Source organism: Clostridium rhizosphaerae (genome assembly GCF_016765585.1).
GTDB classification, from domain to species: Bacteria; Bacillota; Clostridia; order Clostridiales; family Clostridiaceae; genus Clostridium_AT; species Clostridium_AT rhizosphaerae.
The window spans coordinates 145211-160833 of the sequence record NZ_JAESWC010000014.1 but is presented as its reverse complement, the minus strand read 5'-3'; the positions used below and the strand labels follow the sequence as shown (position 1 = coordinate 160833).

Genomic DNA, 15623 nt, shown 5'->3' with positions numbered 1-15623 from the left:
GAGCCATTATCCAAGGGAGAACCTTGGATAATGGCTCTTTTTTTGCAAAAAATTAAAAACGTATTTAATAGTTAAAAAAGTATAGTTTAATCAATAGATTTGAAAGGGGAAGTAGAGTATGTATGATGTTGCAATTATAGGGGCTGGGGTTATTGGATGTTCTATAGCTAGAGAATTATCAAAGTATGAATTAAAGATATGTGTATTGGAAAAGGCTTCAGATATAGCCGCCGGCACAACAAAAGCAAACAGCGCTATAGTGCATGCCGGATTTGATGCAAATCCTGATTCCATAAAAGGAAAGCTAAATGCAAAAGGAAATGCTATGTTTGACAGGCTATCAGAGGAGCTGGATTTTCCTTTTAAAAGAATAGGAGCTTTTGTACTTTGTTTTGATGAAAAGAATTTATACAAATTAGAGGAACTAAAAAAACAGGGAGAAACAAACGGAGTACCTGGACTAGTAATTTTAAATAAGGAAGAAATTAAGAAGCTTGAGCCTAATATATCTGAAGACGCAGTGGCAGCACTTTATGCACCTTCCAGCGGGATAGTCTGCCCTTATGAAATGACTATTGCATTAGCAGAAAATGCAAACTGCAATGGAGTAGAATTTAAATTTGAAACAGAAGTAAAAAACATTAAAAAAAATGATAGAGGATATTTAATCAATACAAGTAATGGTGAAATTGAAGCAGCGTTAATAATAAATGCTGCAGGAGTATATGCTGATGAAATAAATAATATGGTGAGCAATAAAAAACTAAATATAGTGCCAAGAAAGGGGCAGTATCTGCTTTTTGACAAAGAAGCAGGTAACTTGGTTTCAAGAACAATATTTCAGCTTCCAACAGCAATGGGAAAGGGAGTATTAGTAACTCCAACGGTAGATGGAAATCTTTTATTAGGGCCAAATGCTTCTGATATAGAGGATAAAAATAACTTAATTACATCAAAGGAAGGTATGGATGAAATAGTAAGCAAGGGAAAGTTAAGTGTTAAGGCACTTCCATTAAATAAGGTTATTACTTCTTTTTCTGGATTAAGAGCTCACAGTGAGGCAGATGATTTCATTATTGGTGAAGCATATGATGCTGAAAACTTTATTAATGCAGCTGGTATTGAATCACCTGGGCTTTCAAGTGCACCTTCTATTGGTTTAATGATAGAAAATATTATTGCCCAAAAGCTTAAACCGAAAAAAAATGAAAACTTTAATCCTATAAGAAAAGGAATTCCAAAGTTTAGAGAATTAAGTAACGAGGAAAGAAACAAGCTTATAAAGGAAAGACCTGAATACGGAAAGATAGTTTGCAGATGTGAGGTTGTAACAGAGGGAGAGATTATAGATTCAATTAGAAGACCATTAGGAGCTAGAAGCCTAGATGGTGTGAAGAGAAGAACAAGAGCAGGCATGGGAAGATGTCAGGCAGGATTTTGTTCTGCTAAGATAGTTGATATACTGGCTAAGGAATTGAATATAGTACCTACTGAAGTAACTAAATTTGGAGGAGACTCTAAGGTTCTTATTGAAAAAAACAAAGAAAGTTTTGTGTAGAATGGGGGATTAGGAATGATTAATTACGATATAGTCATAGTTGGAGGAGGACCTGCAGGTCTAGCTGCTGCAATTGCAGCAAAGGAGCAAGGAACTCATAATATTTTAATCCTGGAAAGAGAAAATCAGCTTGGTGGAATATTAAATCAGTGTATCCATAATGGCTTTGGTCTTCATACTTTTAAAGAAGAGCTTACAGGACCTGAGTACGCTCAGAGATTTATTGATAAAGCTTTAGAACTTAAGGTTCCATATAAGCTAAATACAACAGTTCTTGATATTAATGAAAATAAAATTATTACAGCTGTAAATGATAGTGATGGAATTATAGAAATACAGGCTAAGGCTGTGATTTTAGCTATGGGCTGCAGAGAAAGGCCAAGAGGAGCTATAAATATTCCTGGAAGCAGATGTGCAGGCATATACTCAGCGGGAACTGCTCAAAAGTTTGTAAATGTTAAGGGATATTTACCTGGGAAGGAAATCGTAATATTAGGTTCCGGAGATATAGGCCTTATAATGGCAAGAAGAATGACCCTCGAAGGCTGCAAAGTTAAAGCTGTTGTAGAGCTTATGCCGTACTCAAGCGGACTTAAAAGAAATATTGTGCAGTGTCTTGATGACTATGATATACCGTTAAAGTTAAGTCATACAGTTATTGATATAAAGGGAAGGGATAGAGTTGAAGGAGTCACTATTGCAGAGGTAGACAGCAATAGAAATCCAATAAAGGGAACTGAAGAATATATATCCTGCGATACTTTACTGCTTTCAGTAGGGCTTGTGCCTGAGAATGAACTATCTAAAAAGGCTGGGGTAAAACTAAGTACGGCTACCAACGGAGCAGAGGTTAACGAAAGCATGGAGACTAATGTGGAAGGTATTTTTGCCTGCGGAAATGTTTTGCATGTCCATGATCTTGTAGATTACGTAACTCTTGAGAGTTATACAGCAGGAAAAAATGCAGTAAAGTATGTAAAAGGAAAAAATATCTCCGGGAGAACTATAGAAGCTGTTGCTGAAGATGGAATAAGTTATATAGTTCCTAATTTTATTAATCCTTTAAATATAGAGGATTATGTTGATGTTAAATTTAGAGTAAGAAAAGTATTTAATAACAGCTTTATATCTGTTTATTTTGATGATGTAAGAGAGATGCATCTAAAGAAAAAGATATTAGCTCCAGGAGAAATGGAGGTTATCAAATTTAAAAAGGAATTATTTGATAAGCATCCTGAATGTAAAAAAATAACCATTAAGGTGGAGGGGGAGTAGTTTTATGGCTAAGAAGGAATTAACCTGCATAAGCTGTCCTCTAGGCTGCAATTTAGAGGTTGACATAATAGATGAAGATAATATAAAAGTAACAGGAAACAGCTGCAAGCGCGGAGAAGCTTACGGCATAAAAGAATGTACAAATCCAACCAGAATAGTAACCTCAACGGTACTGGTTAAAAATGGAACAGAGGAAGTCGTACCTGTAAAAACAGAAAGAGATATCCCAAAGGGCAAAATTTTCGATTGCGTTAAGGCTTTGAAAGGTTTATCGGTAGAAGCTCCAGTTAAAATTGGAGATGTGATTATAGAAAATATTTCTGGTACCGGTGTAAGTATTTTAGCCACTAAGAATGTTGATAGATTATAATTTCAAATATGGAAAATATATCACTTTAACAACTTAAGCAATAGAATAAAATAAAGAAACCGCATGAATCTCTATTCTCGCGGTTTCTTTGATGTAAGCCTATAAAAAGATTTTATGGATGAATAGACTACCTTTTATTCAGTCATATTTTTCAAAAACTTTATTATATAACTCAAAGTGTAAAACTCTCTATCTATCTTTGGAGCAATTAACTTTAGCCCGTTTATTATTGTTTGCTCTTCAAAGTTCTCTAAAAGAAGCATAATATTTAACATATTAAGCCCACCCTCTTTTGTATCAAGAACTCGTGCTTTCTTTATGTACTGATTTTCCATAGCGGTTAAAACAGCAGCTCTTAGCTCCTCACTTATTTCTAACTTAGGCATTTCCTCAAAAATTCTGATACCGGGAGTATTTATATCTATATTTTTAGCTTTGCTTATATCAGTAGATAAAAATATAGTATTTATGAACTTTGCATCTCTAAAATTAGCACCTTCAAGCTTCACTGAATCAAAAATAGCATTTTCAAACACTGCATTTTTAAACTCGCTATCCTTTAAATTTGTTCCAATAAATTCTGCATACTTAAAGCTGCACCTAAAGAAATTGGTGGACTTAAAATGCGCTCCTCTAAAGCTTACAAAATCAAAAATTGAGCCTGAGAAGTCGCAGTTATAACAGTTGCTTCTCTCTAAATTCTTGTACATAAAGTTTTTATCTTTTTTCTCTATATTATTGTAATTAAAATTGCCCGTAACACTTCTATTTGTAGCCATACTGTTATTCACCTAGTTCCCTTCTTGGTATTTTGAATTTAATAGCTTTTTCTATTTCATCAAGTCTCCAGCTGTCTTTTGGATCAATAAACAGACAGGTATAGCCTTCTTCTCCCGCTCTTCCAGTTCTGCCAATACGATGTATATAGCTTTCTACACTTTCAGGTATATCATAGTTGTAAATATGACTCACTCCGCTTATATCAAGTCCCCTGGAGGCTACATCCGTTGCTATTAAATATTGAAAATCTCCATTTCTGAAAGCTTTCATTATTCTTTCACGTTTCGATTGAAGTATGTCGCTGTGCAGCTTTTCACAGTTGTAACCCCTTTTGTATAATGAAGCTTCCAACTCGTCTGCTCTTCTTTTAGTTCTGCAGAATATTATAGCCATATAGGGGTTATCCTGATCTAGTACAGTGCACAAGGCATCCTGCTTTCTTCTGTCTGTGGTTTCTACAACCTGCTGTTTAATAGCATCAAGAGTTACTTCTTCTTTACTTATGGTTATTGTTGCAGGTTCTTTCATGTATCTATAGGCCAACCTCTTAACATCGGAGTTTATTGTTGCAGAAAAACAAAGGGTTTGGCGCTTTTTAGATGTTTCTTTTATAATTGACTCCACCTCATTTTTAAAGCCCATTAAAAGCATTTGATCTGCTTCATCCAGCACAAATGTTTTTAATTTACTAAGGTCTATGGTTTCTCTTTCAAGATGATCCAGAAGTCTTCCTGGGGTTGCAATAATAAGGTGAATACCTTTTTTTAGTTTTTTTAACTGAGAACCTATATCTTTTCCGCCATAGGCTGCCAATATATTAATATCTTTGGCTTGTTTAAGCTTTAAAGCTTCTTCAGTTATCTGAAGGGCAAGCTCTCTCGTAGGAGTTAAAATCAAAGCTTGAACTGCATCTACATTAGCTGAAATATTTTCGAAAATTGGAAGCAAGAATGCCAAGGTTTTTCCTGTGCCGGTTTGAGACTCAATTATAACATCTTTTCCATTCTTTATTAGTCTGATGCTTTCAGACTGAACAGGTGTGGGTTCAGTGATGCCGTTGTTTTTTAATATTTTTACTATATCTTCATTAATTCCTAATTGATCAAAATTCATTATGTTCAACCTCTCTTGTTCTAGGGTTCTATTTATAAAGGTAAATTAATACATCTTAAAATATTCTGTTTTCAATAGATTAACCTAAATATTTAAGCTAGTTAATAATACCATACTGCGGTAATTATTACTAATAATTATGTATGGATTAAATATAGAAAGAGGCTGTATACAGCCTCTTTCTATATTATAAACCTAAATTTTATCGAAATATTCTCTAACAACTTCTCTGTCATCAAAATGTATAGTAGTATCCCCAATAATTTGATAAGTCTCATGACCTTTTCCCGCAATTATTACAACATCACCAATGTCCGCCTTTTCCAAGGCTTTGAATATTGCTTCTTTTCTGTTTTCACATTTTTCATAATGACAGTTTGTTTTTAGGATTCCCTGTTCAATTTCATTAATAATTGTTATAGGATCTTCTTTTCTTGGATTATCAGAGGTTATGACAACATAGTCAGAAAGCCTTCCTGCTATTTCTCCCATTATGGGACGCTTTGTCTTGTCTCTGTTACCGCCGCAGCCAAACACTGTGATTACTTTTCCCTTAGCAATTTCCCTCATAGAATTTATTATATTTTCAAGGCTGTCTGGTGAATGTGCATAGTCTACAACTGCCAAAATTCCTTTATCGTTAGGAATTTTTTCTACTCTTCCGGGTACTCCTTTTATATCCTTTAAACCATCAATTATTGTATCAAGATTTAGGCCGGAAAGATAACATATCCCTATAGCTGAAAGAGCGTTATATACACTAAATTTACCCGGAATGTTAAATTTCACTCTTTTTACTTCGTTCATAAATTTTAAGGAAAATTCTACAGAATCTAAGCCGTAAATTATATCAAAAGCTTTAAAATCTGAAGGTTCCTCTATGCCGTAGGTATAAACTTTACCTGAGGCAATTTCTCTTATTTCCTTTGAAACTATATCATCAGCATTAATTAGAGCTTTCTTGCACATTTTAAAAAGCTTAAGCTTTGCATTTTTGTAATTTTCCATAGTTCCGTGCTCTTCAAGATGATCTTGAGTAAGATTTGTAAATACGCCTATATTAAAGTGGCACTCGTATACTCTTCCTTTATCGAGAGCAGAGGAGGTAACTTCCATAACCACATCTGAAGCTCCCCCAGAGAATATTTCATTGAAGGATTCCTGAAGCTCAATAGAGTCTGGAGTAGTTGGGTTAAGCTTTGCAGCCTTAAGTTCCTTGCCTCCTACTGTATTTTGAATTGTGCCAATTATTCCTGTCAGTCTGCCTGCATTTTCTAAAATTTTTGAAACAAAATAAGTTACTGAAGTTTTTCCGTTAGTTCCGGTTATACCGATAAGATTAAACTTTTTAGAGGGCTCACCGTAATAAAGACTTGCAATTTTAGCCATAGCTTTTTTAGAATCCGGTACTTTAATAATTGTTATATTCTCTGAAATTTTTTCAATATCATGCTCAATAACTAAAGCTGTTGCACCATTTAGAACAGCTGAAGCTGCATAATCATGCCTGTCAATATTTTTGTTTTTGACACATATGAATAGTGAATTAGGCTTTACTCTTCTTGAATCCCAGCCTATGTTTTTAATTTCTATATTATCGCTTCCTTGAATCAGCTCATAGTTTAAGTTTATTAAAAGTTCTTTTAGTTTCATTTATTTGCCTCCATTATTTATAAATGACTATACTACATAAATAGTATAGTCTAAACAAATACAATACTTATTGTTAATAGTGTTTAATACAATGTAAAAAGTGCTATAATAAATATGTATCAATTTGTAAGGAGAGGAATATATTTTTGGAGAATAATGCTTTAGTAAATATTAAAAAAGGTTATCTAAATGAAGATTTCAGATTTTTTCATCTAAAGGATAAGAAAAATGAAGAGCATGCTTTTCACTATCATGATTTTAATAAAATAGTGATTTTTATTTCAGGAAGTGTAACCTATGCTATAGAAGGAAAGTACTACAAGCTTAGGCCCTGGGATATACTTTTTGTGGGAAGCAATGAGCTTCATAGACCAATTATAGATTCAAATGAGTTCTATGAAAGAATTATAATTTGGGTTAATTCTGATTTTCTTAAAAAGCAGAGCACTGAGGACAGTGAGCTTCTTACTTGCTTTAATATAGCTGTAAAGGAAAAGCTAAACTTGTTTCGTTTAAGCTCAGAAAATTTACTTCTAATTAAAGATATTTTATTCTATTTAGAAAAAGCGATAAAAGAAAAGGACTTTGGAGGAAGGCAGCTTCAAAATGCCTATTTTATTCAGCTTATAGTGTATTTGAATAGGTTAATGCTTGGGCCAAAAATAAAAAAAGATGAAAAAGATATTCAATATGATGAAAGAATAGTAAATATATTATCATATATTAATGAACATTTGACTAGCGATTTATCAATAGAAAATATAGCAGCAAAGTTTTATATAAATAGGTACTATTTGATGCATAATTTTAAAAATCAAACAGGCTATACTCTTCATAATTATATACTTGAAAAAAGACTTGCTAAGGCAGCAGGATTTATAAAAAATGGTATTCAGGCAATAAGAGCTTCTGAGCAGTGTGGTTTTAATGATTATTCAAGCTTTGTTAGAGCCTTTAAAAAAAGCTTTGGCTTGTCGCCAAAGCAGTATTTCAAAGCAATAAAGGAAATTCAGCATTCCTATAGTAAAGATAATGAAGTTGACAGGGACTATCCATTTAGAGAGTAAGTGGAGGTCTCTTTATTTATAGGCATTAGTTTTTAGAAGCTCGCCTAAGTCTACAAATCTATAGCCTTTTTCTTTAAGTTTGGTTATTATTTCAGGAAGAGCTTCAGCAGTAGTGGCTTTGTCTTCGTTGCTGTGCATAAGAATTATCTCACCAGGTCTTACATTGTCCACTACATTTTTAACTATATTAGCCTTTTCCTTTTGAGACCAATCCAAGGTATCTGTAGACCATATAGTAAGCTTTAAGTTTTCCTCCGAAGCTGCTTTTAATACAGTATCATTCACTGCACCATAAGGAGGTCTTGCTATTGCAGGCTTCTTTTTAATAATGCTGTAAATAGCATTTTCTGCAGAGATAAATTCGTTTTTTACTTCTTCAGCATTTTTTTTAGTTAATTCAGGGTGCGAGAAGCTATGACTCAAAACTAGATTTCCTTCTTCATAGGTTCTTTTTACAACGGAAGAATATTGCTTAACTTTGTTTCCTATGAAAAAGAAGCTTCCATGAATATTATTTTTTTTAAGTATGTCTAAAATTTTAGGAGTTATCTTTGAATCAGGGCCATCATCAAAGGTTAAGGCAACAACCTTTTCTTCAGTATATCCATTAATAAATAGCCTATCGGGGTTAGCCTTTGACATCTTAACTATGTCTTTCCGCCAAGCATCCATTGCATCAATTTCTTTTTTGCTAAGCTTATTGGATTTTCCGTAGATATCATATATTGCAGGTTCTTTTGGCGATATATTATCCTTAGAGGGTTCGGGTTTAATTGGATCAGGGACCTTAAGATTAGTAACCTGAGGCGCAGATGAAGATAAATCAGGTTGTTTTTTTGAAGAACTTCTGCATCCTGATAAAGCGAATATTAGAGTTAAAGATAAAAGCATATAAATAATTTTTCTCATAATAAAATCATCCTTTTTATAATAGTATCCTTATTATAAGCTTTTCTATAGTTATTGTTAAGTGTATAATGAATTAGTATAATAATAACATCAATTGGTAACTTAGGAAGGTAATAACATGAATGGTTTACTTCAAGTTGATAATTCAATTTTAAGATTTCTTTCAGAGGGAATTAGAAATAGTTTTTTTGACAGTATTATGCCTGTTTTTTCAGGCATTAATAATCATGGAGAGGTATGGATAGCTATTGCTATAATACTTATGATAAATAAAAATGTTGGTATAAGAAGACTTGGAATAAGTATGCTTATTTCTTTGGCGATAGGATTTATAGTAGGTGAGGAAATTTTAAAAAATACAGTCGGAAGAGTAAGACCTGTAGGCAGTGAGTATAATTTTAATTTTATAGCTCAAATTCCAAAATCTTATTCTTTTCCATCAGGACACACAACTTCATCTTTTGCAGCCTTTGGAGCCTGCTTGTTTAGCAAGGCAAAATATAGATATTTAGCTTTAGCCCTAGCAATATTAATTGCTTTTTCTAGAATTTATCTACATGTTCATTATCCTTCAGATGTTCTTGGAGGAGTACTTTTAGGTCTGTTTTGCGGAAAAATTGGTGTAAATTTAGGAAAAGCTTTCTTTAGAGCTAGAGAAACAAATTAGAAGAGGAGATCGATTATGCCGGGATTTGTTTATGAAAAAGAATATGAAATACATTACTATGAAATAGATTATAATAGGAGAGCTTTAATAACAAGTTTAGTAGATTTTTTTGGTGATATAGCAACTGCACAATCAGAGCAGCTTGGTGTTGGAATCGAGTATTTAAAAGAAAATAATTTAGCTTGGGTTTTATACAAATGGAATATAGATGTAATTAAGTATCCGGTTCATGGTGAAAAAATTATTGTTAAGACTTGCCCTTATTCAATGAAGAAGTTTTATGCCTACAGAACCTTTGAGGTGTTAAATAAGGAAGGAGAAACAATAGCAAAAGCTGAGTCTATATGGTTCTTAATAAACCTGGAAAGAAGGAGACCTGGCAGAATCAGCGAAGATGTATATAAATTTTACGGACTTGATTATAATGACCAAAATACATTAGAAATAGAAGATATTAAAAAACCAGATAAAATTGATTCGGAAAAGATATTTAATGTCAGATACAGCGATATAGATACAAATCAGCATGTAAATAATGTAAAGTACATAGCTTGGGCCATTGAAACTGTTCCTATGGAAGTAGTTTTAAATTATACTCTTAAAAATTTGAAAGTAACTTATGAAAAAGAAACTACTTATGGAGAGACTATAAAAGTCAATACTGAGATTATTAATAATGACAATATTGCAACATGTCTTCATAAAATCGTTGATAAAGAAGAAAAAGAACTTACACTCATAGAAACCACCTGGGAGAAAAACTAAAAGTTTTTCTCCTTTTTAGTTTGAATAATTTGTCACATCTGATAAAATGTTATATAGGATTATTAAGGAAATATGTCTGTTTATGTTGGAGGAAATGAGATTATGGGAGCAAAGTTTAAGTCTTCGGAAATAGATGCCGCTGGATATAGGTTGTGGAAAAAACAATTAATGTCCACTAAAGATAAACTTAGAAGAGTCAATAGGCTTTATTCTATTTTGAGTAAAATAAATCATGCCATCATAAGAATAAAGGACATTGAATTACTATATAAAGAAGCCTGCAGGATAGCTGTGGAAGAAGGTTTATTTAAGGTGGCTTGGATTGGCATCACTAATGAAGAAACTTTTTTGTTAGAGCCTGTATCTCAATGCGGCTTGGATTATGAAGAAGCAGCTATTTTAATACGTGAATTCAATACAAATGGGTTTGTGACAGGTGGAATTATTGAAAGATCCATTAATAGTGGTAATTATGTTTTCACTAATAATATTAAAGAAGAAACAGAAGGAGTTCCATGGCATGGAAGTATCATCAAGCATAACATAAATTCATGTATAATTTTTCCGTTAAAGCTTAAAGAAAAAGTTGTAGGGATTATGGCTTTTTACTCGGAAGAATATTCTTTTATTGAGCAGGAAGAACTTAATTTGCTGAATAATTTGTGTGAGGATATAACTTTTGCAATAGACACTATTAAGAAAGATGAAATTAAGAAACAAGTTGAGGAAGAACTTATTCAAAGTGAAGAAAGATATAGAAAAATATTTGAGCTTTCACCAGCTGCAATATTGGTACATAGTCAATTCAAGATACTATATGCTAACTTAGCTGCGATTGAACTTTTAGGAGTTGAAAAACAGGAAGATCTAGTAGGAAAAAACTTGATGGCTTTTGTACATGAGGATTATAGACAGGAAGTAATCAAGAGAAAGCTTGATCTAAAAGAGTATGGTGTTCCTCTTCCTTTTGAGGAACAGAAGTATATAAGACTTGATGGAAGTGTAATCGATGTAGAAGCAACTGCGAGCATGTTCCCATTTAAGAATCAAAGTGCAATGGTATCAGTTATCAGAGATATAACCGAAAGAAAAAAGCTTGAAAGCCTAAAAAAAACCTCTGAAGAAAATATAAGGTTGTTAAATGAGGCAAGAGAATATGACAAACTGAGAACAGAGTTTTTTGCAAATGTGTCTCACGAGCTCAGAACACCTATAAATGTGATTTTATCTGCCATTCAGCTTTTGAATTTATATATTTCTGAAGGAAGTATAAAAGAGGAAGAAAATAAAATTACTAAGTATATTTATAGTATGCAGCTAAATTGCTATAGGCTTTTGAGACTTGTGAGCAATATAATTGATATAACTAAAATAGATGCAGGATTTTTTGAACTGCAGCTTAAAAATCATAATATAGTTAATATAGTTGAAGATATAACGGGTTCTGTTTCAGGATATACCGAACATAAGAGAATAAGCTTAATTTTTGATACTGACATAGAAGAAAAAATAATAGCTTGTGATTCTGATAAGATTGACAGAATTATGCTTAATCTTTTGTCAAACTCCATTAAGTTTACAAATCCAGGAGGGACAATTTCTGTAAATATATATGACAAGAAAGATAAGGTTGTAATTTCAGTAAAAGATAATGGAATTGGAATTCCTGAAAATAAAAAGGGTTTGGTATTTGAAAGATTTCAGCAAGTAGACAAGTCTCTTGCCAGAAGTCATGAGGGAAGCGGAATAGGTCTATCTATAGTAAAATCTTTAATAGAGCTTCATGGGGGATGTATAAAGGTTGAAAGCGAGTATGGAAAGGGAACGGAATTTATAATAGAACTACCGATTAGGCTTGTCTCGGAGTCAACAAAGAATAAGGAAGAGAAAGCTATATCTGGGGAAAGTCTTGAAAAGATTAATATTGAGTTTTCAGACATAATGCAATAATTAGAAATGAAGAGGCTGCCTAAAACAGCCTCTTCTAATAAATCAATTCGGTTTTATCATTTTCAATTACTATCTTCCGCTTGCACTTTTTATTGCAGAATAAGCTGAGCTCCAAGCCCATTGAAGATTAAAGCCGCCACAGTCTCCATCAACATCTAATATTTCTCCGGTAAAGTATAAATTAGGAACAAGCTTTGATTCTAAAGTTTCTGGGTTGATATCAGCTGTGTCAATGCCGCCTGCAGTTACTTGTGCATTAGTGAAGGAGTTTGTATCTGAAACCTTAAACTCCCAGCAGTTTAAGAGATTGTATAAGTTTTTCTTTTCTCTGTAGTCTAGGTCCCAGCATGGCTTATGAATGTTGCTAATACCTGCTTCCTTTAGAATTATTGGTATAAGCTTTTTGTTTACTATTCCTATAAAAGCATCATGAAGGCTTCTATGACCGAATAAGGCAAAATGGGTTTCAAAGAAATTCTCTAGTTCATCACTTTTCATTGTATACATCATATTAACCTTAATTTTTACATCGCTTCCTTTAGAAAGAGCAGAAGAAGCTGTCCTGCTCAATTGGAGTGTTGGCGGACCTGAGATACCGTAATCTGTAAATAGTATCTCTCCAAATTCTCTTCTTTTTAATTCGTCATTAACAAGCACTTCAGCAATACCATTAAATTTCACCCCGGAAAGAGCTTTTAAGTTTTTATAATCAAGTTTTAGCTGCACAAGAGCAGGTATTGGAGTTATTAGTTTATGCCCAAAGCTTTTTGCCAAGGTATATCCAGATCCATCTGATCCGGTAGCTGCAAGAGTCTTTCCGCCAGAGGCTAATATTACCTTGCTGCTTTCATAAACTTCACCATTGGAAGTTTCAACAATAAAACCTGTTTTCTTCTTAGTTATTGATTTAACTTTGGAATTTAAATAAACCGGTATACCTCTATCTTCAAGGGCAAGCCTCATTATATCAAGTACAGAAGAAGCTTGAAGAGACATTGGGTACATTTTGCCTTCATCCAAAGTAATGAGGGGTAGTCCGATAGAGGAAAAAAAGCTAATAGTATCATTTACTTTAAAGCTATCTAAGACAGGTGTATAAAAATCCTTATTACTGCTGTGATATCTATATGCTTCTATATATTTATTTGTAATATTACATCTTCCATTTCCGGTAGTTAGAAGCTTTTTGCCGATTCTATCATTACCTTCTATTAAAGCTGCATTCATTCCAAAGTCATGAGCTAAAATTGCTGCCATAATTCCGGAAGCTCCGCCGCCTACAATTAAAATATCGTGCTTCAAATTAATCTCTCCCTTAGGTTAACAAAATTACATATCATTTATATATTTTATCCTAAAGTCAGCTTTTTGAATATATTAGAAAAATATTTTATATTTTCATAAAAAGTTGTAAACCTTTTGGCATAAACAATTAAATACTAATTAGAAACTAGGGGTAAAATTACCTTTGTAACGATGAGTTTATTAAAATATAATTAAGCCATAGAGAAGATAGAAAGGAGAGTTTTTTATGAGAATAAAAATAATAAATGAAAAACTTTCTAATTATAATGATGAATACAAGGTTCAAGGTATGAATTATGATATGGTTGTTGTTGATGATAATAATGAAAGAACTGCTGTAAATATAGAAGACGTAGAGTTAATACCTGAAACCGACATTGACAAGCTTATAGTAAGTTATAGCGATATATTAAAAGTAAAGCTAAATAATTATATATCAGCTGCCTTATATGCAGCGCTAATTGAAGGTATAGAAGGCGAAACTAATAGCAGATTAGATAGTCTTGAGGTATTAAAGGATGAATATAAGATAAGTAAAAGAGGTGTATGGGATAAGAGGCTTGTTTTAGTTGTTAATAACTCAATTCCATTAGATGTAACAATTATAGGTGAAAAATATGCAGATAAATTTAGTATAACCTTTAAGGAAATAAATCTTAATGATTTTATAGAAGGGTGTTTTGAAAATATAAAGCATATAAAAAGAGAAATAGAAGAAAAAGAAAAAAGTGTTGATAGATATAAGCATATGTTAAATGATGTGTTGAAAAATAGTGTAGCTTCAGAAAATAATTCAAAAAATAAACTTGTTTCAGGCATGTAGTTTTTGTTATAGTCTTTATACCAGATGATATTAACCGGCTTGTATAAAGACTATTTTGTTATTATATAATAAATTTGGAGTATAATAATGATAAAGGAAGGTGATCTTATGCAGGCTCAAGAATTATTAAATTATAAAAATTGGGTAGTTATCGGAGATGTGCTGAACAGCAGCAAATATGCACACAGGATTTTAAATTCTCTAAAAGCTGCTGATTTTAACGTGGAGGGGGTAAACCCCAGGGATAACACAAACACACTTCACAAAAACTTAAAGGATGTAGACTATAAAATAGATGTTATAGATTTATGTATCAATCCAATAACAGGCTTAAATATTATGAAGGAAGCCTTGGAATTAAAGATTGACAAAGTGCTTATCCAACCAGGTGCAGAGAGCGAAGATATAATAGAATTCTGTAAAAATAATGACATAACAGCAATAGAAAGCTGTGCTTTAGTAGAACTTTCTTATTACAATAGAAAAGTTTAGAACGAAACTTAAGTAAATTGTGAACTAAAGTTATCGTAGGTTACGCTTCAAAGTCCGTAGGGCTTTTTGTGGAAAATAATATATAATCTTAGTGATTACTTTGCTACTGTTCTAAGGTTCGTGAAGTCATAAAACTAAGAGCCTCTAGGAATTCGCTTTATCTGTTGATGCTTATTAAGCGAAGCTTCTATAATAAATTTTTCTATCATGTTGCACTTTTGTTAGCTCAGAAGAGAGGCTCTAAGTTTTATGACTTCACTTCGCCAAGAACATGGGCAAAGTACTCAATTAATCTTATATATTATTTTCTGCACTAGGCCCTAAGATCTTTATACCACAGCCTGCGGAAATTTTATTTCGCAATCTACTTATGTTTTCAATAACTAAAGAAAAATGGAGAAAGGCAGAGATATAGAGAGCTTGTTGTACAAGGTAAAATGTAACAATAAAAAAAAGAAAAAAATATAAAAAAATCTGTTGACATAAGTTAAAATTTTATGTATTATATTCTATGTCGGGTCGCCAAGGCGGCTGAGACAAAACATGGCTCATTGGTCAAGCGGTCAAGACACCACCCTTTCACGGTGGTAACGGGGGTTCGATTCCCCCATGAGTCACCACACTATGGGCGCATAGCTCAGCTGGGAGAGCATCTGCCTTACAAGCAGAGGGTCACAGGTTCGATCCCTGTTGTGCCCACCATAGTGAGTTAATCACTAAAAAATAATATGGCTCAGTAGCTCAGTTGGTTAGAGTGCCGGCCTGTCACGCCGGAGGTCGAGGGTTCGAGCCCCTTCTGAGTCGCCATTATTATGCTGGCATGGCTCAACGGTAGAGCAGCTGACTTGTAATCAGCAGGTTGTAGGTTCGATTCCTATTGCCAGCTCCACTAAATT

The 15623-nt window shown here is 33.0% G+C and carries 14 protein-coding genes and 4 tRNA genes; 13 read left to right on the top strand and 5 right to left on the bottom strand.

The window, feature by feature from the left end; genetic code table 11:
* Positions 1-118: 118 nt before the first annotated feature.
* From JK636_RS16790 to JK636_RS16780, 3 genes are read left to right on the top strand one after another with little or no spacing between them, the layout of a single operon-like run.
* On the top strand, positions 119-1558 hold the full coding sequence (locus tag JK636_RS16790) for an NAD(P)/FAD-dependent oxidoreductase (protein ID WP_202750144.1): 1440 nt from the start codon (positions 119-121) through the stop codon (positions 1556-1558).
* 15 nt (positions 1559-1573) lie between these two features.
* Positions 1574-2833: an NAD(P)/FAD-dependent oxidoreductase gene (locus tag JK636_RS16785; RefSeq protein ID WP_202750143.1), complete on the top strand. Its 1260-nt coding sequence runs from the start codon at positions 1574-1576 to the stop codon at positions 2831-2833.
* A gap of 4 nt (positions 2834-2837) precedes the next feature.
* Positions 2838-3203 carry a DUF1667 domain-containing protein gene (locus JK636_RS16780; protein ID WP_202750142.1) on the top strand — a complete coding sequence of 122 codons (366 nt, stop codon included), beginning with the start codon at positions 2838-2840 and terminating at the stop codon, positions 3201-3203.
* 134 nt (positions 3204-3337) lie between these two features.
* Here the strand turns inward: JK636_RS16780 and JK636_RS16775 are convergent, their stop codons facing one another.
* From JK636_RS16775 to JK636_RS16765, 3 genes are all read right to left on the bottom strand, one after another.
* Positions 3338-3982, bottom strand: a complete 645-nt coding sequence (locus tag JK636_RS16775) for a pentapeptide repeat-containing protein (protein WP_202750141.1) — start codon at positions 3980-3982, stop codon at positions 3338-3340.
* A gap of 4 nt (positions 3983-3986) precedes the next feature.
* Entirely contained in the window at positions 3987-5096 is a 1110-nt protein-coding gene (locus JK636_RS16770; protein WP_202750140.1) for a DEAD/DEAH box helicase, read from the bottom strand.
* Positions 5097-5291: 195 nt separating this feature from the next.
* Positions 5292-6749, bottom strand: coding sequence for a UDP-N-acetylmuramoyl-L-alanyl-D-glutamate--2,6-diaminopimelate ligase (locus JK636_RS16765; RefSeq protein WP_202750139.1), 1458 nt, complete (start codon positions 6747-6749; stop codon positions 5292-5294).
* A 146-nt stretch (positions 6750-6895) separates the two neighbouring features.
* On the opposite strand from JK636_RS16765, the gene JK636_RS16760 reads away from it, so the two are divergent.
* Positions 6896-7816, top strand: a complete 921-nt coding sequence (locus tag JK636_RS16760; protein ID WP_202750138.1) for an AraC family transcriptional regulator — start codon at positions 6896-6898, stop codon at positions 7814-7816.
* A gap of 12 nt (positions 7817-7828) precedes the next feature.
* On the opposite strand, the gene JK636_RS16755 is transcribed toward JK636_RS16760, so the two are convergent.
* Positions 7829-8725 (bottom strand): polysaccharide deacetylase family protein, encoded by an 897-nt coding sequence (locus JK636_RS16755; protein WP_202750137.1) that lies wholly within the window; start codon positions 8723-8725, stop codon positions 7829-7831.
* A gap of 118 nt (positions 8726-8843) precedes the next feature.
* On the opposite strand from JK636_RS16755, the gene JK636_RS16750 reads away from it, so the two are divergent.
* From JK636_RS16750 to JK636_RS16740, 3 genes are all read left to right on the top strand, one after another.
* Complete coding sequence (locus JK636_RS16750; RefSeq protein WP_202750136.1) at positions 8844-9392, top strand: phosphatase PAP2 family protein; 549 nt, start codon at positions 8844-8846, stop codon at positions 9390-9392.
* A gap of 15 nt (positions 9393-9407) precedes the next feature.
* Positions 9408-10157 carry an acyl-[acyl-carrier-protein] thioesterase gene (locus JK636_RS16745; protein WP_202750135.1) on the top strand — a complete coding sequence of 250 codons (750 nt, stop codon included), beginning with the start codon at positions 9408-9410 and terminating at the stop codon, positions 10155-10157.
* A gap of 102 nt (positions 10158-10259) precedes the next feature.
* Positions 10260-12107 carry an MASE3 domain-containing sensor histidine kinase gene (locus tag JK636_RS16740; protein WP_202750134.1) on the top strand — a complete coding sequence of 616 codons (1848 nt, stop codon included), beginning with the start codon at positions 10260-10262 and terminating at the stop codon, positions 12105-12107.
* A 69-nt stretch (positions 12108-12176) separates the two neighbouring features.
* Here JK636_RS16740 and JK636_RS16735 read toward each other — a convergent pair whose 3' ends face one another.
* Positions 12177-13409: a BaiN/RdsA family NAD(P)/FAD-dependent oxidoreductase gene (locus JK636_RS16735; RefSeq protein ID WP_202750133.1), complete on the bottom strand. Its 1233-nt coding sequence runs from the start codon at positions 13407-13409 to the stop codon at positions 12177-12179.
* Positions 13410-13638: 229 nt separating this feature from the next.
* On the opposite strand from JK636_RS16735, the gene JK636_RS16730 reads away from it, so the two are divergent.
* The 6 genes from JK636_RS16730 to JK636_RS16705 all read left to right on the top strand — a co-directional run bounded on the left by JK636_RS16730 (position 13639) and on the right by JK636_RS16705 (position 15616).
* Positions 13639-14235, top strand: coding sequence for a hypothetical protein (locus JK636_RS16730; protein ID WP_202750132.1), 597 nt, complete (start codon positions 13639-13641; stop codon positions 14233-14235).
* Positions 14236-14343: 108 nt separating this feature from the next.
* The gene (locus JK636_RS16725) at positions 14344-14727 is read left to right on the top strand and encodes a CoA-binding protein (protein ID WP_202750387.1); all 384 of its coding nucleotides are present in this window, start codon (positions 14344-14346) and stop codon (positions 14725-14727) included.
* Between the two features lie 545 nt (positions 14728-15272).
* Positions 15273-15347: transfer RNA gene (locus JK636_RS16720), tRNA-Glu, on the top strand.
* 6 nt (positions 15348-15353) lie between these two features.
* A tRNA-Val gene (locus JK636_RS16715) sits at positions 15354-15429 on the top strand.
* A 28-nt stretch (positions 15430-15457) separates the two neighbouring features.
* A tRNA-Asp gene (locus JK636_RS16710) sits at positions 15458-15534 on the top strand.
* Between the two features lie 7 nt (positions 15535-15541).
* Positions 15542-15616 (top strand) — tRNA-Thr (locus JK636_RS16705).
* Positions 15617-15623: the final 7 nt, after the last annotated feature.